Raw genomic sequence first — 18,282 nt, 5'->3', positions numbered from 1 at the left:
GGGCTACTGCTCTTCCTTCGCGGTCTGCGTGATCGACTGGGCGACCTGTTCGGGGGACTTGGAGCCGGCGATCAGCGCGGCCACGCTGTCGTTGACCTCCTGGCCGACGGCGGGCGCGTACGCCTGGTCGAGATAGAGCTGGAAGCCGGTGGCGGCCTTCAACTGGGCCTGTACGAGCTTGAGGTTGGGGTCGGTCATGGCCTTCTCCGCGTTCGGCAGCACGGGAAGGACGCTGGTCTTCTTGACCAGTTCGAGTTCGGTGGCCTCGGAGGCGAAGAACTTCAGGAAGTCGACGGCGGCCTGCGGGGCGCCCCGGCGCAGGGCGTGTCCGCCGCCACCGCCGAACACCTCGGTGATGGCCCCCTTGCCGCCCTCGACCGCCGGGAACGGGAAGAACCCGAGATCGGCGCCGAGTCCCTTGCCGGAGTCGGCCTGCACGGACGGGGCCCACTGGCCCATCAGTTCCATGGCCGCCTTGCCGTTGCCCACGGCGGCCGCCTGGCCGGTCGGGGTGGAGTAGGCGGCGTTGAGGAAGCCCTTCTGGAAGGGCTGGAGGTCCACGAGTTCCTTGAGGTGCCGCCCGGCCTCGATGAACCCGGCACCGGTGAAGTCCTTGTCCTCGCTCGCCTTCTGAAGGGCGTCGATGCCGGCCGTGCGCATCGCGAGGTAGGCCCAGTAGTACATGCCGGGCCACTTCTCCTTGCCCGCCAGGGCTATGGGCGTGATGTTCTTCGACTTGAGCTTGCTCACGGCCTCCAGGAAGCCGCCCCAGGTGGTGGGGGGTTCGCTGACACCGGCCTGCTGGAAGAGCTTCTTGTTGTACCAGAAGCCGATCATGCCCATGTCGAACGGAATGCCGTAGACCTTGTCGTCGAGGATGTACGGCTCCTTGGTGACCTTGAGCAGACCGTCGGCCCACGGCTTGGTCCGGTCGGTCAGGTCCTCGACGAGCCCCGCGTCGACCTGCTGCTTGAGCACGCCCCCGCCCCAGGTGTGGAAGATGTCGGGGAGCTTCCCGGAGGCGGTCAGCGCCGTCATCTTCGACTTGTAGGCGTCGTTCTCCAGCTGGACGATCTTGATCTTCACCTTGGGGTTCTGTGCCTCGTACTTCTTGGCGAGGCTCGCCCAGACACTCTTCGCCGGCTCGGTGGTGGAGATGTTCCACCACTCCACCGTGGTCGTCCCGTCGGACGATCCTCCGTCCGAGTCGCCGCCACAGCCGGTCAGTGCCGTCATGCCCAGACCGGCCGCGGCGGACGCCGCCAGAAAGCCACGGCGGGACAGTGCCGGGTCGCCCATTTTGCGCTCCTTGGGTACGGGACGGAGACGTCTTTGTCCGTCCTGCGTTTCGAAAGTTTCGGAGTAGATCCAGAAAGCTTCGCTGCTGCCGCACCCTAGAGACAGCTACTGAAAGGTGGCAACCCCTTGTGCACAGGGAATGTTCGAAGGATGACGGCGAGGCAGTGAGCGGACAGGCTCGGATTCCGACAGAAGGCCCAGCGAACCCGAAACATTCGGCTACGTCAGCGATCCTTACGAAGGAACCGGACCCGCACGTACCATGTGGACCCGGCCATCAGCCCCAGCGCCCAGCGCGGCCACCTTCCCGCCGGACCCCGCCACTCCGCCATGACGCTGCGTATCCACCTCTGCCGCCCCACTCGCAGGGTGCGAACCGGGAAGAAAAATCCCTTTTCGCCCAACCCGCCCCCCACCCCCGCCATCGGGGAACGAGTCTTAACGGAAGCTTGACGCCCATACGCCCCTCATCCGCGGGCCCAAGCGTCACTCTCCGCTTACGCTGGTCCCGCCGTCAGCAGGGCGGCCGTAACCCCGCTGAGCCGCACCTCTGGAGCACTCCCGATGGCCACCACCGATCAGCCGCCCGCCAGTCGCCTGCGCTCCTGGATGTTGGAGGGCTTGTCCGACATGGGCAGGTCGGGCGGCCACACGGGTCCGCATGCCGCGCCGGAGCCCGCGCACCAGGGCCAGCGCTGGTGGCGGGTGATGTGCCTGACCGGCGTCGACTACTTCTCCACCCTGGGCTACCAGCCCGGCATCGCCGCCCTCGCGGCCGGCCTGCTGTCCCCCATCGCCACCATCGTCCTGGTCATCGTCACCCTCGCGGGCGCACTGCCGGTCTATCGCCGGGTCGCCGAGGAGAGCCCGCGCGGTGAGGGCTCCATCGCGATGCTGGAGCGGCTGCTGTCGTTCTGGCAGGGCAAGCTGTTCGTCCTGACCCTGCTCGGGTTCGCCGCCACCGACTTCCTGATCACCATCACCCTGTCCGCGGCGGACGCCTCCACCCACCTGGTCGAGAACCCGCACCTGAACAGCGCCCTGCACGACCAGCAGATGCTGATCACCCTGGTCCTGGTCGCCCTGCTCGGCGCGGTCTTCCTCAAGGGCTTCCTGGAGGCGGTCGGCGTCGCGGTCGTCCTGGTCGGCCTCTACCTCGCCCTGAACGTCGTGGTCGTGATCGTCGGCTTCTGGCACATCATCACGGCCGGCCATGTCGTCACCGACTGGTCCAGCGCCCTGACCGCCGAGCACGGCAACATCTTCGTGATGGTCGGCGTGGCCCTGATCGTCTTCCCCAAGCTCGCCCTGGGCCTGTCCGGCTTCGAGACCGGCGTCGCCGTCATGCCGCACGTCAAGGGCGACGACGGCGACACCGAGGAACAGCCCACCGGCCGTATCCGCGACACCAAGAAACTCCTGACGGCCGCCGCCGTCATCATGAGCTGCTTCCTGATCGCCACCAGCTTCATCACCACCCTCCTCATCCCGGAGAAGGACTTCGAGTCGGGCGGTCCGGCCAACGGCCGTGCGCTGGCGTACCTCGCCCACCAGTACCTGGGCGGCGCCTTCGGCACGGTCTACGACGTCTCGACCATCGCCATCCTGTGGTTCGCCGGAGCCTCCGCCATGGCAGGACTGCTCAACCTGATGCCGCGCTACCTGCCCCGCTACGGCATGGCCCCGCACTGGGCCCGCGCCGTGCGCCCGATGGTCATCGTCTTCATCCTGATCGCCTTCCTGGTGACCTGGCTCTTCGACGCCGACGTCGACGCCCAGGGCGGCGCCTACGCCACCGGCGTCCTGGTCCTGATCAGCTCGGCGGCGATCGCGGTGACCATCGCCGCCCACAAGGCGGGCCAGCGCGGCTGGACGATCGGCTTCGCGGTCATCTCCGCGGTGTTCCTCTACACGACCGTCGTCAACGTCATCGAACGCCCCGACGGCGTGAAGATCGGCGCCTGCTTCATCGCCGGCATCATCCTGGTCTCCCTGCTCTCCCGCCTCGCCCGCGCCTTCGAGCTCCGCGTCACCAGCGTCACCCTCGACCCCATGGCGGAACGTTTCATCCGGGACATGGCCAGCCGCAAGATCCGCTTCATCGCCAACGAGCCCGACAGCCGCGACAAGGCCGAGTACCGCGACAAGATCGAGCAGATCCGCGAGGACAACGACATCCCCGGCGAGGACTTCGTCTTCGCCGAGGTCACCGTCCTGGACCCCTCCGAGTTCGAGGCAGGTCTCACCGTCCGCGGCGAGGTCCTGCACAACCGCTACCGCGTCCTGACCCTGGAGCACTCCTCCATCCCCAACGCCCTCGCGGCCCTGCTCCTGCACGTCCGCGACGAGACCGGCTGCACCCCCCACATCTACTTCGAATGGACCGAGGGCAACCCCTTCCACAACTTCCTGCGGTTCTTCCTCTTCGGACAGGGCGAAGTCGCCCCCGTCACCCGGGAGGTCCTGCGCGAGGCGGAACCGGACCGCGCCCGCCGCCCCCGCGTCCACACGGCCTGACCCGCGAGCGAGTCCAGCAGTGGCCTACCGGCCGCGCTCCCGCATTCGCCCTACCGTGACCCCATGACCCTGAGCATCCGCAACCAGCTCCCCGGCACCGTCACCACCGTCACCCAGGGCGAGGCCATGGCGACGGTCAGGATCCGCCTCGACGGCGGTCAGGACCTCACGGCCGCGATCACCCTCGATGCCGTCGAGGACCTCGGCCTCTCCGAGGGCACCCCGGTACGCGCCCTCGTGAAATCGACGGAGGTCTCCCTCGCCACGGCCCCGGTCCATGGCGTGTCCATCCGCAACCAGCTCCCCGGCACGGTCACCGCCGTCGCCACGGGAGCCGCCATGGCCACCGTCAAGGTCGCCGTCGAGGGAGGCGAGCTCACCTCCGCGATCACCGCGGACTCCGCGACCGAGCTCGCCCTCACCGCCGGCACCCCGGTCGTCGCCCTGATCAAGTCGACCGAGGTGTCCCTGGCTCTGGCGACCACCTGACGCCCAACGGAAAAGGGCCCCGCCGCAGCGGGGCCCTCCTCACCTCGGCTCAGTCCTCGTACGCGTCCAGCGGCGGGCACGAGCACACCAGGTTGCGGTCACCGAAGGCCTGGTCGATCCGCCGCACCGGCGGCCAGTACTTGTCCGCGACCGAGACACCGCCCGGGAAGACGGCCTCCTCACGCGTGTACGCGTGCTCCCAGGCGCCACCCAGCGCACCGGCGGTGTGCGGAGCGTTCCGCAGCGGGTTGTCGTCCGCGTCCCACTCCCCGGAACCGACCTTCTCGATCTCCCCGCGAATGGCGATCATCGCCTCGCAGAACCGGTCGAGCTCGGTCAGGTCCTCGGACTCGGTCGGCTCGATCATCAGCGTCCCGGCCACCGGGAACGACATGGTCGGCGCGTGGAAGCCGTAGTCGATGAGCCGCTTGGCCACATCGTCCACGCTGACGCCGGTCGCCTTGGTCAGCGGCCGCAGATCGATGATGCACTCGTGCGCGACCAGCCCGCCCGGCCCGGTGTAGAGCACCGGGTAGTGCGGCTCCAGCCGCTTGGCGATGTAGTTGGCGGAGAGCACGGCCACCTGCGTGGCCCGCTTGAGGCCCTCACCGCCCATGAGCCGCACGTACGCCCACGAGATGGGCAGGATGCCCGCGGAGCCCCAGGGAGCGGCCGAGATGGGCCCGACGCCCGTCTCGGGCCCGGCGGCGGGCTGCATCGGGTGGTTGGGCAGGTACGGCGCGAGGTGCGCCCGCACCCCCACCGGCCCGACGCCCGGCCCGCCCCCGCCGTGCGGGATGCAGAAGGTCTTGTGCAGGTTGAGGTGCGAGACGTCACCGCCGAAGTGCCCCGGCTTGGCCAGTCCCACCAGCGCGTTGAGGTTGGCCCCGTCGACGTACACCTGCCCGCCGGCCTCGTGCACCTGCGCGCAGATGTCGGCGACGTGCTCCTCGAACACCCCGTGGGTGGAGGGGTAGGTGATCATCAGCACCGCGAGCTCGTCCCGGTGCTGCTCGATCTTCGCCCGCAGGTCCTCGACGTCGATCTCGCCGTCCTCGGCGGTCTTGACGACGACGACCTTCATGCCCGCCATCACCGCGCTGGCGGCGTTGGTGCCGTGCGCGGACGACGGGATCAGACACACGGTCCGCTGCTCGTCACCGTTGGCCCGGTGGTACCCGCGGACGGCGAGCAGCCCGGCCAGCTCACCCTGCGACCCGGCGTTCGGCTGGAGCGAGACGTTGTCGTACCCGGTGACCTCGGCGAGCCGCTCCTCCAGCTCCCGGATCAGCGTCAGATAGCCCTGCGCCTGCTCGGCGGGCGCGAAGGGGTGCAGCTGCCCGAACTCGGGCCAGGTGACCGGCTCCATCTCGGTGGTCGCGTTGAGCTTCATGGTGCAGGAGCCCAGCGGGATCATGCCGCGGTCGAGCGCATAGTCGCGGTCGGCGAGCCGGCGCAGGTAGCGCAGCATCGCGGTCTCGGAGCGGTACTGGTGGAACACGGGGTGGGCGAGGAACTCGTCGCCGCGCAGCAGCGCGTCCGGCAGTGCCTCCTCGGTGGCCGCGTCCAGCGCCTCGATGTCGCCCTCGACCCCGAACGCGTTCCACACGGCGGCCACCTGGGCCCGCGCGGTGGTCTCGTCACAGGCGGCGGAGACATGGTCGGCGTCGACGAGGTGCAGGTTGACCCCGTTGTCGCGGGCGGCGGCGACGATCTCGGCGGCCCTGCCGGGTACGCGCGCGGTGAGGGTGTCGAAGTAGGAGCCGTGCACGACCTCCACGCCACCGGCGGTGAGGCCCGCGGCAAGGATGTTCGCGTACCGGTGCGTCCGCCGAGCGATCGCCCTGAGCCCGTCGGGACCGTGGTAGACGGCGTACATCCCGGCCATGACCGCGAGCAGCACCTGGGCGGTGCAGATGTTGCTGGTCGCCTTCTCCCGCCGGATGTGCTGCTCACGCGTCTGGAGCGCGAGCCGGTACGCCTTGTTGCCGTCGGCGTCGACGGACACGCCCACGAGCCGCCCGGGCAGGCTCCGCGCGAACTTCTCGTGCACGGCCATGTAGCCCGCGTGCGGCCCGCCGAAGCCCATCGGCACACCGAACCGCTGCGTGGTGCCGACCGCGATGTCCGCCCCGAGCTCACCCGGCGACTTCAGCAGCGTCAGCGCGAGCAGGTCGGCCGCGACGGTCACGAGCGCGCCGAGCTCATGAGCCTGGTCGATGACCGGCTTGATGTCACGTACGGCCCCGGAGGCGCCGGGGTACTGGAGGAGTACGCCGTTGATCTCACGCGCGGCGATCCCGTCCGGAATGCCCTGGCTCAGGTCCGCGACGACGACCTCGACACCGGTCGGCTCGGCGCGGGTCTCGATGACGGCGATGGTCTGCGGAAGGGCGTCCGCGTCGATGAGGAAGAGCCCCTTCTTGTTCTTCCCCATGCGCCGGGACAGAGCCATGGCCTCGGCGGCCGCCGTTCCCTCGTCGAGCAGCGAGGCACCGGAGGTCGGCAGCCCGGTGAGGTCGGCGACCATGGTCTGGAAGTTCAGCAGCGCCTCCAGCCGTCCCTGCGAGATCTCCGGCTGGTACGGCGTGTAGGCGGTGTACCAGGCCGGGTTCTCCATCACGTTCCGCAGGATGACGGGCGGAGTGAAGGTCCCGTAGTACCCGAGCCCGATCATGGAGTCGAGCACCTGGTTCCGGTCGGCCAGCGACCGCAGCTCGGCCAGCACCTCGGCCTCGGTGCGCGCACCGGGCAGCTCCAGGGCATCGGCGTTCTTGATCACATCGGGCACCGCGGCGGCGGTCAGCTCGTCGAGCGAGCCGTATCCGACCTGGGCGAGCATCTTGGCCCGGGCCTCGTGGTCGGGACCGATGTGACGCTGCTCGAACGGGATCCCCTGCTCGAGCTCTGCGAGCGGAATGCGGTGGGCGGTCATTGCGGAGGCCTCCTGGTCTGACGCGACCTTCGAGGGGTACCCCGGCGCGGGTACCCCGACGGCCTCCCCCTCTGTCATCTGCACCTGAGAGCTTCACCGGTCGCCCGAGGGCCACCGGCTTTCACCGTCGGTGAGAGCGGAAGCCGCCGTCGACACCCGCTCTGCTTTCCAGAGTGACCTCGTCCGTGCGGTACGTGGGCCTGAGAGATTCCGGGGAGGATTTGCTCCTTCGGCGCCTCCGATGTCGTCTGGAGGACTCTCCCGCACGGGGTCGACAGCCGCTTGCAAGCCTACCAGCGAGGCCGAAGCAAGGGCGTTCGAGTGGCCGCCCACTCCAATGTGCTCTTTCGTAGTGCTTACGACCGCTTCGGATGAGTTGCGACCAAGTGGAGGGCCCGTGCAGACCGACATCGATCCGCGCAACCTGATCGGCCGCAAGGCGTTCGACCGCAACGGCACGAAGATCGGCACCGTCGACGAGGTCTATCTCGACGACGCGACCGGGGTCCCGGAGTGGGCGGCCATACGCACCGGCCTGTTCTCGCGCGACGCCTTCGTCCCCCTGGAGCCCAGCGAACTGGTCGAGGGCGCCCTGCAGATCCCCTACGACCGCTCCCTGATCAAGGAAGCCCCCGACTTCGGCGTGGGCCGCCACCTCTCCCCGTCCCAGGAACTCCAGCTCTACCACCACTACGGCCTGGACCTGGCCCCACCCCCACCCCTACCGGACCGCCCCTTCGGCAAGCTCGCAGGCACGGAGGACGCAGAACCCTGAGCCACGGCAACAATCACCACCGGCTCACCACCCCCACCCAGGGGCGCGGGGAACTGCGCGCCCAGCCACACCCGGCCGGCACCCGACCACGAACCCGTCACGGATGGTGCGGATGGGCACCCATCCCCTCAACCAACGGCAGCGGCTCAGCAACCTCCAGCCCAGGATCGTCAACAGAGAACGTCCGCACCCGCCCCGGCAAGGAACCCGGCGTCTCGAACCGCACAGTCACCCGCCCCACCCCACTCCCCTGCACCCACCCATGTCCGTACTCGGCATGCCGCACATCGTGCCCGGCAACCCACCGCCGCTCGACCACCGACTCCCGCTCCACCGACACGTCCTCGGCAACCTCCTCCACGGCGTGCACCACTCCCTCCCCCGCGGCCTGAGCGAACAGATCCTCCTGAGTGAAGTCGGCAAGCCCGGAAACCCCCACCCCCAGCAACCGCACACCCCCGGTGGAATCCACCCCTTCCAGCAACCGCAGAGCAGCCTCCCGCACCACCGCCGGATCATCCGTCGGCCCCCGCAGCGTCTCGGACCGCGTCAAGGTCGAGAAGTCGTACCGCCGCACCTTCAGCACGATCGTCCGCCCCGACAACCCGGCCCCCCGCAACCGCCGCACACACCGGTCCGCCAGCCGCTGCACCTCCAGCCCCACCCGAACCCGGTCATGGATGTCCACGTCGTAGGTGTCCTCCACCGACACCGACTTCGTCTCCCGCTCCGCCACCACGGCCCGCTCGTCCCGCGCCAGTGCCATCGCGTACAGCCCGTGCCCATGCGCCTTCCCGAGCAGCCTTACGAGCTCGTCCTCCCCCGCCTCGACGATCTCGTCGACCGTATGGATCCCGGCCCGCCGCAGATGGTCCCCCGTCGCCGGCCCCACCCCCGGCAGGGTCCGCACCGACATCGGCCCCAGCAGCGCCCGCTCGGTGCCCGGCTCGATCACCACCAGCCCGTCCGGCTTGGCCTGCTCGGAGGCGATCTTCGCGAGCATCTTGGAGGCGGCGAGCCCCACGGACCCCGTGAGCCCCGTGCCGGCCCGTATGTCGGCCCGCAGCTTCGCCCCCACCAGCCGCGCCGACCCCTCGTCCCAGGCCGCTCCTCCGGCCTCCAGATCCACGAACGCCTCGTCCAGGCTCAGCGGCTCCACCAGCGGCGACAACTCCCGCAGCAGCCCCATCACCTGCTCGCTGATCGCCTTGTAGAACCCGAAGCGCGGCACGAGATACGCGGCGTTGGGCGCGAGCCGTCTCGCCTGGGCCATGGGCATCGCCGAGTGCACCCCGAACACCCGGGCCTCGTAGGACGCGGTGGCCACCACACCCCGCGGCCCCAGCCCGCCCACGACGACGGCCTTCCCGCGCAGACTCGGCTTGGACGCCTGCTCCGCCGAGGCGTAGAAGGCATCCATGTCGAGATGCAGGATCGTGGGCGCTTTCCTCACATGTCCGATGCTGCCCTACGCCACTGACAATGCCCCGCCGAAGGCGGCGGGGCGGGCTTCAGACCGCTCGGTTGCGGCGCCTGGCGAGCTCGTCGGCGGGGTTGTGCCCGACGAGCGTCTCGCCGGTGTCGACGCGCTCCCCGTGCAGCTGCGACAGCGCGCTCTCCACGTCCCGCCACACGACACCCACGGCGATCCCGAAGACCCCTTGTCCGCCCTGGAGCAGCGCGTGGACCTCGTCGGGCGAGGTGCACTCGTAGACCGTGGCCCCGTCGCTCATGAGCGTCATCCGCTCCAGGTCCTGGAAGCCGCGCTCGCGCAGGTGCTGGACCGTGGTGCGGATGTTCTGCAGCGACACACCGGTGTCGAGGAACCGCTTGACGATCTTCAGGACGACGACGTCCCGGAAGCTGTAGAGCCGCTGCGTCCCCGACCCGTAGGCGGGCCGCACACTCGGCTCGACGAGCCCGGTGCGCGCCCAGTAGTCGAGTTGCCGGTAGGTGATACCGGCCGCCGCGCACGCCGTAGGGCCGCGATAGCCGATCTGCTCGGACGCCATGGACGTCGCCCCTCCGCTGCTCGGCACGGCCGCCGGTCGCTGCGGAGCGTGATGATCGGCCGCGCTGGTGTGAAGCGGGTACGGACCGCTCGCCCCGAGACTCCGTCCGGGGGCACCCCCAGCCGTACCGTCGCCGCTGCTTCTCACGCCGACCTCCGTCCTTGACCTGCCTTCTCGACGGTAGGCAGTCACCAGGGGTGCGTCAACGATCGCCACACTCGGCACGCCGAGTGATAATCACCCTAGGAGTGGTTTCCCGTACCCGTCCGCGGGGAAAGGCTAGCCGAATGCGCTCTGAGCGGGCCGCAGGACGCTCTCACGCGCCGGCGGCAAATGCCAGCATTTTGGTGACGACCGGACACGGCCGACCCGTCACGGACCACTGATCCGCCGGATCGGCCGCCCCCGCCTCACTGACTGCTGGTGCCGAAGTCCTCGGGGGAGATCTGGTCGAGGAACTCGCGGAACTTCTCCACTTCGTCCTCCTGCTCGTCCGGGATCGCGATACCGGCGTCGTCGAGCACTCCGTCGCTGCCGTAGATCGGCGTCCCGGTGCGCAGGGCCAGCGCTATGGCGTCGGACGGCCGCGCGCTCACCTCGACCCCGCTGGCGAACACCAGCTCCGCGTAGAAGACGCCTTCACGCAGATCCGTGATGCGCACTTCGGTGAGCTCCTGGCCGACCGCTTCCAGCACGTCCTTGAACAGGTCGTGGGTCAGCGGTCGTGCGGGGGCCATGCCCTGCTGCGCGAAGGCGATCGCGGTCGCCTCCCCCGGCCCGATCCAGATGGGGAGGTAGCGGTCGCCTCCCACTTCACGCAGGAGCACGATCGGTTGGTTGGAGGGCATTTCGACCCGGACACCTACGACATCGAGCTCGTTCACACAGCAACCCTAGGCCGTGCCCGGGACGTTTGGGTAGTCGGGCAGGAAACGGGTGACAGTTCCTGCACCTGCCGCCCTCAAGGGAGCCGCACACCGAGGGCCGTCTGCACGAGTGCCGCGTGCAGCTTCACCGTGAGTCCCGCCAGTTCCTTCGTACGGGCTTCCGCGTGCGCGCGGGTCTGCGGGTTGCGGTGCCGCTTCAGCGGAGCCACCACCTGGTCCACGAGCCCCGCCTCACGGTCGGCGGCGGCCTTCATGGCGCGCAGGTGCCGCGGCTCGATCCCGAACCGCCCGAGCTCGACGACGAGCGCGGCCACGGTGACCGCCTCGGCGTCGTACGCCCCGTCCGGCAGCGGGGTAATGAGCCCGTACGACTCCCACTCCGCCAGCTCCGACTCACCGATCTCGGCGGCGGCGAGCAGCTCGGTCCGCCCGATCCTGGCCGCGGTGGGCCCCTCGGCGACCTCCAGGACCGTTTCTCCGTCCCGCTGGCGGCCCAGTGTGGGCAGCGCGACGGCCTCGCCCCGCTCCATGGCGTCCAGGTGCTCCCGGATCACCTTGAGCGGCAGATAGTGGTCCCGCTGCATCCTCAGGACGTGGCCGAGGCGCTCGACGTCCCGGTCGCTGAACTTGCGGTACCCGGAGGGGGTCCGCTGCGGCTCGATGAGGCCCTCCGACTCCAGGAAACGGATCTTGGAGATGGTGACTTCGGGAAACTCGTCGCGCAGCACGTTCAGCACCGTGCCGATGCTCATCAGTCCACTGTCCGTGGCGGCGGTGCCGTGTCCGGCACCGCCGCTCGGTGTTTGAAGCATGGACCTTCCCTGGGAGGGTCAGTAGCCCTGCTGGCTCGCGTAGAACACCAGCCGGTACTTGCCGATCTGCACCTCGTCGCCGTTGTTCAGGGCGACCGAGTCGATCCGCTCGCGGTTGACGTACGTGCCGTTGAGGCTGCCCACGTCGGACACCGTGAACGAGCCGTCCTGGCCTCGGCGGAACTCCACGTGGCGGCGGGAGACGGTGACGTCGTCCAGGAAGATGTCGCTCTGCGGGTGACGGCCGGCCGTGGTCAGCTCGCCGTCCAGCAGGAAGCGGCTGCCAGAGTTCGGCCCCCGGCGCACGACCAGGAGCGCAGAGCCCAGCGGAAGCGCGTCGACAGCGGCCTGGGCTTCCGGGGAGAGCGCCGGCATCTGCGTCTGCCCGGTGACCTCCGAGTCGTAGGCCTCGAGACCGGAGATGGAGATGGTGGAAGTCGTCTCGGAGGGCCGCTCGGGCACCGCCCCGGCCCGCAGCGGAGCGCCGCAGTTGGAGCAGAAGCGGCTGTTCTCCGCGTTGCGGTTACCGCACCTCGTACACACCTGGGCCGACATAGGGGAAAACCCTCCACCCGTACTTGAGGTTGACGGCTGCCCGAAACCTATGCCGCCGGACTGGGCAGGGTCAACAGACGGCACGCCCTGACCTCCGGAGATGTCGCCGCCCGGACCGCCGACCTGGTCCCGGAACAGCGGGCGCTGGCCCTCGGCGTCGGGCTGTGCGCGGTGCCGAGCGGTGGCGTTGTTGTCGCTGCCCTCTCGCGCGCTCTTGCCGAACAACTTCTGAAACAACTTCACGGGCGATTCCCCTTGACCGAAACAGACCCGCCCGTGGGGCAGGACGAACCCTGATTGAACACACCGGTCGACCCGGACATCCTCACAACGTCCGTTTCCACCAGACAGTTTCCACCACGCACCACCCAATCGGTGCGCCGACCCCCCGCAACCTCATGCCCTGGCCCGACGCCCCGCATGCACCCCCGGTTCACCGGGAGGACGACCGAGCGTAGTCAGGCCGCTTCGCCGCTCGCAAGGCGTCCACGACGATCTTGTCCGACCGCTCGACCACAACGGTGGCCTGCTCCTTCTCCAGAGTCTGCACCACGCCTCCAGGGATGTTGAGCGCCGGCTCCAGGTCCTGCGGATTGCCGATGACCTTGAAACGAAACGGAGCAGTGATCTTGTTCCCGTCGACGCTCACGCTTTTGTCGGAGTCCGACAGATAGGTGCCGGCGACCACCCGTACGCCGTTCACCTGGATCGCCTCCGCGCCCGCCGCCCGCAGCTCCTGGATCGCGTCGAGCAGCATGTCCGCCTCGACCGTCCCCTTGGTGTCCTCGATCGTCATCTCGATGCCCGGCCCCTGCGCGGCCACCGTGCCCGCGAGGATGCCGAGTTGCCGCTCCTTCTCGACCGTCTGCTTGCGGGCCTCCTCCGCCTGGTCGGAGCTGTTCTCCAGCTCGTCCCGCTGCTTCTCGAGACCCTGCTTCTCGTCTTCAAGACGCTGAGTACGGTCGTCCAGTTCATCGAGGATGCGGACAAGATCCTCCTGCCTCGCCCCCCGCAGCGCGCTGTCGCTGTCACTGTTGGACGCCACCTGGACGGCGAGGCCGAATCCGAGGCCGAACAGCAGCACGGCGACGATGAGTTGGGCCCGCGTCACGCGCGGCGGCCACAACCCCTGCACCAGCCTCTGACGGCCGGTCAGAGCGGGCTCGGCCGCCGAGTCGGCGGTTTCGCCGGTGGTTTCGCCGGTGGTCTCCTCGGCAGGCGTCGCCGGGAGTTCCTCGGGCAGTTCCTTGCGCAGCCTGTTACCGGGCGTCTCTTCCTGCTCGCTCATCGGCCTCACGCCCGGAAGACGTGCCGGCGGATCGCCGCGGCGTTCGAGAAGATGCGGATCCCGAGCACGACGACGACACCGGTCGACAGCTGGGCACCCACGCCCAACTTGTCGCCCAGGAACACGATCAGCGCGGCCACGACCACGTTCGACAGGAACGACACGACGAAGACCTTGTCGTCGAAGATGCCGTCCAGCATGGCGCGCAGACCACCGAAGACGGCGTCCAGCGCCGCCACCACGGCGATCGGCAGATAAGGCTCGACGACCGCCGGAACCTCAGGCCGGACCAACAGGCCGGCCACGACTCCCACGACGAGGCCCAGTACGGCGATCACGATGTGCCCTTCTCAGTTCTTGGCTCTGCTGTACGTACGATCACACTCGGTGCGGCCGGCAGCCGGAGGTCGTCCTCGACGGAAATCGCGGTCCGGATGCCGTAGTTCTCCTGAAGGGCGTGCAGATACAGCCCGTCGGCACTGTTCTGGAACCGCGTGCTCAGCCGCTGCCCGTCCCCCACCGCAAGCACCGTATACGGCGGAACCAGCGGCTTGTTGTCGACCAGTATCGCGTCACCCGCGGCCCTGATCGCCGACAGCGCGGTCAGCCGCTGTCCGTTGATGGAGATGGCCTCGGCGCCCGACTGCCACAGCCCGTTGACGACCCGCTGCATGTCACGGTCGCGCACCCGCCCGGTGTCGGAGAACCCGGACGTCTCACGCGGGTTGCCGTCACCGCCCGTGGTGGCTTCCTTGGCGTCGTTCACGACCAGCTTGACGCCGGGGCCGTGCACCTCCGCCGCGCCCGACAGGATGTCCACGAGGCCGGCCTGCCCGCTGTCCCCGCTCTCGTTGAGCGCCTCGCGCTGCCGCGTGCTCACGTCGTCGCGGAGCTTGTCGACGCTCTCCTCGAGCTGGTCCGCCGTGTCGCTCTCGCGGTCGATACGGTCGATGAGCTCCTGGCGCTCCTTGGCCACCACCGGTGCCGCCACCCGCGCCTGAGCCGCCCCCACGGTGACGACCAGCGCGGCGAGCACCAGGCCGACGGCCAGACCGAGTTTCGCCCGCAACGTCTTGGGCAGCCCTCCGTCGCCGGCGGCCTTCTTGCGGGCCGCCGCCTCGGCGTACCCGTCGTCGAGGCTGTGGTCCATGACGTTGGTGAGCAGCGACATGGAGGCATCCGGGCGCGAGGGGCGCGTGGGGGTGCTCCGAATGGGGGGCTGCTGCGGCATGCCGCACATCGTCGCACGTCGCGGCCCCTACCTCCGAATGGCCCCACCGACGTGCCGGACAGGCCCCCCTTGGGGACACATGTCCGGCACGCACGCGTGCGTGGGTTCAGCGGCCGGCGCTGTCCACGACCGCCGACCACTCGTCCAGCAGGGCCTGCGCGGACGCGTCGTCGGGTCCCTCGGCCCACAGGTGGGTGACCGCCTCGGCCGGGTCGGGCAGCACCATCACCCAGCGCCCGTCGGTCTCGACGACCCGGACACCGTCGGTCGTGTCGACAAAGCGATCGCCCGCCGCCTCCACGACCCGCCGCATCACCAGCCCCTTGACGGCCCACGGGGTCGCCAGGTCCCGCTTGAGGACATGCGCCCGCGGAATCCGCGCGTCGATCTGGCTGAGCGTGAGCTGCGTCCGCGCCACCAGCCCGATCAGCCGTACGAAGGCCGCCGTACCGTCGAAGACACTGCTGAACTCCGGCACGATGAAGGCGCCCTTGCCGTCACCGCCGAAGATCGTCGAGTCGTCGCGTCCGACCCGGGTCAGGTCGTCGGGCGAGGTCGTCGTCCACTCGACCTGCGTGCCGTGATACGCGGCGACCTGCTCGGCGATCCGCGTGGTGGTCACCGGCAGCGCCACACGCCCGCTGCGCCGCTCGGCCGCCACCAGGTCGAGCATGACGAGCAGCGCCCGGTCGTCCTCGATGATCCGGCCCTTCTCGTCGACCAGGGAAAGGCGCTCGCCCACCGGGTCGAACCGCACACCGAACGCGGCCCGCGCGGACGCCACGATCTCGCCCAGCCGCACCATCCCCGACCGCCGTGCGTCGGCCGTCTCGGTGGGCCTGGACTCGTCGAGTCCGGGGTTGATGGTGAGCGAGTCCACACCGAGCTTCCCGAGCAGGCTGGGCAGCACAAGCCCCGCGCTGCCGTTGGACGCGTCCACGACGACCTTCAGCCCGGACTCGGAGATACCGGTGATGTCGACGTTCCGCAGCAGCGAACCGGTGTACGAGTCGAAGACGCTCGCCGGGAAGTGCAGGTCCCCGATCTCCCCGGGGAAGGCCCGGCGGTACTCCTGCCTCGCGAACACCCGGTCCAGCTTGCGCTGACTGCCCTGGGACAGGTCCGCGCCCCGTCCGTCGAAGAACATGATGTCGACGGAATCCGGCACCCCGGGTGTGGTCCGGATCATGATCCCGCCGGCACTGCCCCGCGCGGTCTGCTGCCGCGCCACGGGCAGCGGCACGTTCTCCAGGTCGCGTACGTCGATGGCGCTGGCCTGGAGCGCCGAGATCACCGCTCGCTTGAGTGCTCGGGCGCCTCGGGAGTGGTCGCGGGCCGTGGTGACCGTCGAGCCCTTCTTGAGGGTCGTCGCGTAGGCACCGGCCAGTCGGACGGCGAGTTCCGGCGTGATCTCGACGTTCAGGATGCCGGAGACCCCACGGGCGCCGAAGAGATGCGCCTGGCCCCTGGACTCCCAGATGACCGAGGTGTTGACGAATGCGCCGGCCTCGATGGTCTTGAACGGGTAGACCCGGACATTCCCCTGAATAATCGATTCCTCACCGACGAGACACTCGTCGCCGATGACCGCGCCGTCCTCGATCCGCGCGGCACGCATGATGTCGGTGTTCTTCCCGACGACACAGCCGCGCAGATTGCTCTGCTGTCCGACGTACACGTTGTCGTGCACGACGGCCTTGTGCAGAAAAGCCCCGCTCTTGACGACGACGTTGGAGCCGACGACGGTGTGCTCCCGGATCTCGGCGCCGGCCTCGACCTTCGCGTAGTCCCCGATGTACAGCGGGCCGCGGAGCACGGCATCGGGATGCACCTCGGCACCCTCGGCCACCCACACGCCCGGGGACAGCTCGAACCCGTCGATCTCGACGTCGACCTTGCCCTCGAGGACGTCGGCCTGGGCCTTCACATAGCTCTCGTGGGTGCCGACGTCCTCCCAGTAGCCCTCGGCGACATAGCCGTAGACCGGCTTGCCTTCCTTCATCAACTGAGGAAAGACATCACCGGACCAGTCCACCGGTACATCGGCCTCGACATAGTCGAAGACCTCGGGCTCCATCACATAGATGCCCGTGTTCACGGTGTCCGAGAAGACCTGGCCCCAGGTCGGCTTCTCCAGGAAACGCTCGACCTTGCCCTCTTCATCGACGATGGTGATACCGAATTCCAGCGGATTGGGCACACGCGTCAGACAGACGGTGACCAGCGCGCCCTTTTCCTTGTGGAAGTTGATGAGTTCGGTGAGGTCGAAGTCGGTCAGGGCATCACCGGAGATGACGAGGAAAGCATCGTCCTTCAACGCCTCTTCGGCGTTCTTGACGCTTCCGGCGGTACCGAGTGGCTTCTCCTCATTGGCATAGGAGAGCTCCATTCCGAGCTCCTCACCGTCACCGAAGTAGTTCTTGACCAGAGAGGCCAGGAACTGGACGGTGACGACGGTCTCGTTGAGCCCATGCCTTTTGAGCAGCCTCAGAACGTGCTCCATGATCGGCCGGTTGGCCACCGGCAGGAGCGGCTTGGGCATGCTTGAGGTCATGGGACGAAGGCGCGTGCCTTCGCCTCCGGCCATCACGACGGCCTTCATGTCGGAAGCGTCCTCCTCCAAGAGATGACGGTCTAGCCGACTTCACCCGTCCAGATTGTCCCGCACATTTCCACCGGGGGCCATCGAGCCGCTTCGGCCGTGCCAAAGGACGAGTTCAATCGGCCATGGCGTCCGCACGGATCAGGCGGCGGACTTGTACCACGTAGAGGACTCCTGCCCACCAGTACAGCGTTGTACCCCATCCGGCGAACGCCCATCCGAAAATAGCAGCGAGTGACGAGATCCATCCAGTTCCGTCACTGAGCAGGAGCAAGGGGAAGGCGTACATCAGGTTGAAGGTGGCCGCCTTGCCGAGGAAGTTCACCTGCGGCGGCGGATAACCATGACGCCGGAGGATGACCACCATCACCAGGAGAACCAGCTCGCGCAAGAGAAGTGCAGCCGTCAACCAGATGGGCAGAATCTCGCGCCAGGTGAGTCCGACCAAAGTCGACAGGATGTAGAGCCGGTCGGCCGCGGGGTCGAGCAGCCGGCCGAGACTGCTGATCTGGTTCCACCTGCGAGCGAGCTTGCCGTCGAGGTAGTCGCTGATCCCGCTCAGCGCCAGTACCAGCAATGCCCAGGTGTCACTCTTCGGCCCACCGAACTCGGGCCTGAGGATCAGCCACAGGAAGAGCGGCACACCAAGGAGCCGCGCCATGCTGAGGATGTTGGGGATGGTGAGGACCCGGTCCGTCTGGACCCGGGTCTCCTGGACCTCCACCCGGGGGCCTCCTGTGGGAAACGTGCCAACGATGCCCCCTGACCCTACCTCAACGCAAAAAAGCTCTGGCTCTTGGGCGGAGTGCCCAAGAGCCAGAGCTCTAAAAGGAGTTCGGCGGTGTCCTACTCTCCCACAGGGTCCCCCCTGCAGTACCAT

General features: G+C 68.6%; 15 protein-coding genes and 1 riboswitch. Of the genes, 3 read left to right on the top strand and 12 right to left on the bottom strand.

The window, feature by feature from the left end:
- Window positions 1-3 precede the first annotated feature (3 nt).
- Window positions 4-1,299, bottom strand: a complete 1,296-nt coding sequence (locus tag ACFULQ_RS33570) for an extracellular solute-binding protein (RefSeq protein WP_383551256.1) — start codon at window positions 1,297-1,299, stop codon at window positions 4-6.
- Between the two features lie 564 nt (window positions 1,300-1,863).
- Between ACFULQ_RS33570 and ACFULQ_RS33565 the strand changes: the two genes are divergently transcribed.
- Window positions 1,864-3,816, top strand: a complete 1,953-nt coding sequence (locus ACFULQ_RS33565; RefSeq protein ID WP_383551254.1) for an amino acid transporter — start codon at window positions 1,864-1,866, stop codon at window positions 3,814-3,816.
- A gap of 63 nt (window positions 3,817-3,879) precedes the next feature.
- Entirely contained in the window at window positions 3,880-4,305 is a 426-nt protein-coding gene (locus ACFULQ_RS33560) for a molybdopterin-binding protein (RefSeq protein WP_383551253.1), read from the top strand.
- A 49-nt stretch (window positions 4,306-4,354) separates the two neighbouring features.
- On the opposite strand, the gene gcvP is transcribed toward ACFULQ_RS33560, so the two are convergent.
- Window positions 4,355-7,240, bottom strand: a complete 2,886-nt coding sequence (gene gcvP / locus ACFULQ_RS33555) for an aminomethyl-transferring glycine dehydrogenase (RefSeq protein ID WP_383551251.1) — start codon at window positions 7,238-7,240, stop codon at window positions 4,355-4,357.
- Window positions 7,241-7,418: 178 nt separating this feature from the next.
- A riboswitch (glycine riboswitch) is annotated at window positions 7,419-7,514 on the bottom strand.
- Between the two features lie 123 nt (window positions 7,515-7,637).
- Here gcvP and ACFULQ_RS33550 point away from each other — a divergent pair.
- Window positions 7,638-8,015, top strand: coding sequence for a PRC-barrel domain-containing protein (locus ACFULQ_RS33550; RefSeq protein WP_383551249.1), 378 nt, complete (start codon window positions 7,638-7,640; stop codon window positions 8,013-8,015).
- 97 nt (window positions 8,016-8,112) lie between these two features.
- Here ACFULQ_RS33550 and ACFULQ_RS33545 read toward each other — a convergent pair whose 3' ends face one another.
- The 10 genes from ACFULQ_RS33545 to ACFULQ_RS33500 all read right to left on the bottom strand — a co-directional run bounded on the left by ACFULQ_RS33545 (window position 8,113) and on the right by ACFULQ_RS33500 (window position 18,126).
- Window positions 8,113-9,468: a DNA polymerase IV gene (locus tag ACFULQ_RS33545; RefSeq protein ID WP_383551247.1), complete on the bottom strand. Its 1,356-nt coding sequence runs from the start codon at window positions 9,466-9,468 to the stop codon at window positions 8,113-8,115.
- A gap of 58 nt (window positions 9,469-9,526) precedes the next feature.
- On the bottom strand, window positions 9,527-10,174 hold the full coding sequence (locus tag ACFULQ_RS33540; RefSeq protein ID WP_383551245.1) for a MerR family transcriptional regulator: 648 nt from the start codon (window positions 10,172-10,174) through the stop codon (window positions 9,527-9,529).
- Between the two features lie 263 nt (window positions 10,175-10,437).
- On the bottom strand, window positions 10,438-10,911 hold the full coding sequence (locus ACFULQ_RS33535) for a bifunctional nuclease family protein (protein ID WP_004002801.1): 474 nt from the start codon (window positions 10,909-10,911) through the stop codon (window positions 10,438-10,440).
- 77 nt (window positions 10,912-10,988) lie between these two features.
- Entirely contained in the window at window positions 10,989-11,726 is a 738-nt protein-coding gene (locus tag ACFULQ_RS33530; RefSeq protein WP_383551243.1) for a MerR family transcriptional regulator, read from the bottom strand.
- A gap of 18 nt (window positions 11,727-11,744) precedes the next feature.
- A complete protein-coding gene (locus ACFULQ_RS33525) occupies window positions 11,745-12,653 on the bottom strand; it encodes an FHA domain-containing protein (protein ID WP_383551241.1) in 909 nt (302 codons plus the stop codon).
- A gap of 61 nt (window positions 12,654-12,714) precedes the next feature.
- Complete coding sequence (locus ACFULQ_RS33520; protein ID WP_383551239.1) at window positions 12,715-13,569, bottom strand: DUF881 domain-containing protein; 855 nt, start codon at window positions 13,567-13,569, stop codon at window positions 12,715-12,717.
- 5 nt (window positions 13,570-13,574) lie between these two features.
- Complete coding sequence (locus tag ACFULQ_RS33515) at window positions 13,575-13,907, bottom strand: small basic family protein (RefSeq protein WP_003988855.1); 333 nt, start codon at window positions 13,905-13,907, stop codon at window positions 13,575-13,577.
- Window positions 13,904-14,809, bottom strand: coding sequence for a DUF881 domain-containing protein (locus tag ACFULQ_RS33510; RefSeq protein WP_383551237.1), 906 nt, complete (start codon window positions 14,807-14,809; stop codon window positions 13,904-13,906). The genes ACFULQ_RS33515 and ACFULQ_RS33510 overlap by 4 nt, the downstream gene beginning before the upstream one ends.
- A gap of 97 nt (window positions 14,810-14,906) precedes the next feature.
- The gene (locus ACFULQ_RS33505; RefSeq protein WP_383551235.1) at window positions 14,907-17,402 is read right to left on the bottom strand and encodes a sugar phosphate nucleotidyltransferase; all 2,496 of its coding nucleotides are present in this window, start codon (window positions 17,400-17,402) and stop codon (window positions 14,907-14,909) included.
- Between the two features lie 115 nt (window positions 17,403-17,517).
- A complete protein-coding gene (locus ACFULQ_RS33500) occupies window positions 17,518-18,126 on the bottom strand; it encodes a CDP-alcohol phosphatidyltransferase family protein (protein ID WP_383551233.1) in 609 nt (202 codons plus the stop codon).
- Between the last annotated feature and the right edge of the window lie 156 nt (window positions 18,127-18,282).

The organism is Streptomyces sp. NPDC057253 (assembly GCF_042669125.1).
Taxonomy (GTDB): Bacteria; Actinomycetota; Actinomycetes; order Streptomycetales; family Streptomycetaceae; genus Streptomyces.
This window is presented reverse-complemented; position numbering and strand designations above follow the sequence as displayed.

Bases quoted from the DNA above. Each gene is read 5' to 3' on its own strand.
- ACFULQ_RS33505 (WP_383551235.1), bottom strand. From the start codon at position 17,402: ATGAAGGCCGTCGTGATGGCCGGAGGCGAAGGCACGCGCCTTCGTCCC.
- ACFULQ_RS33570 (WP_383551256.1), bottom strand. From the start codon at position 1,299: ATGGGCGACCCGGCACTGTCCCGCCGTGGCTTTCTGGCGGCGTCCGCC.
- ACFULQ_RS33565 (WP_383551254.1), top strand. From the start codon at position 1,864: ATGGCCACCACCGATCAGCCGCCCGCCAGTCGCCTGCGCTCCTGGATG.
- ACFULQ_RS33510 (WP_383551237.1), bottom strand. From the start codon at position 14,809: ATGTGCGGCATGCCGCAGCAGCCCCCCATTCGGAGCACCCCCACGCGC.
- ACFULQ_RS33520 (WP_383551239.1), bottom strand. From the start codon at position 13,569: ATGAGCGAGCAGGAAGAGACGCCCGGTAACAGGCTGCGCAAGGAACTG.
- ACFULQ_RS33530 (WP_383551243.1), bottom strand. From the start codon at position 11,726: ATGCTTCAAACACCGAGCGGCGGTGCCGGACACGGCACCGCCGCCACG.
- ACFULQ_RS33560 (WP_383551253.1), top strand. From the start codon at position 3,880: ATGACCCTGAGCATCCGCAACCAGCTCCCCGGCACCGTCACCACCGTC.
- gcvP (WP_383551251.1), bottom strand. From the start codon at position 7,240: ATGACCGCCCACCGCATTCCGCTCGCAGAGCTCGAGCAGGGGATCCCG.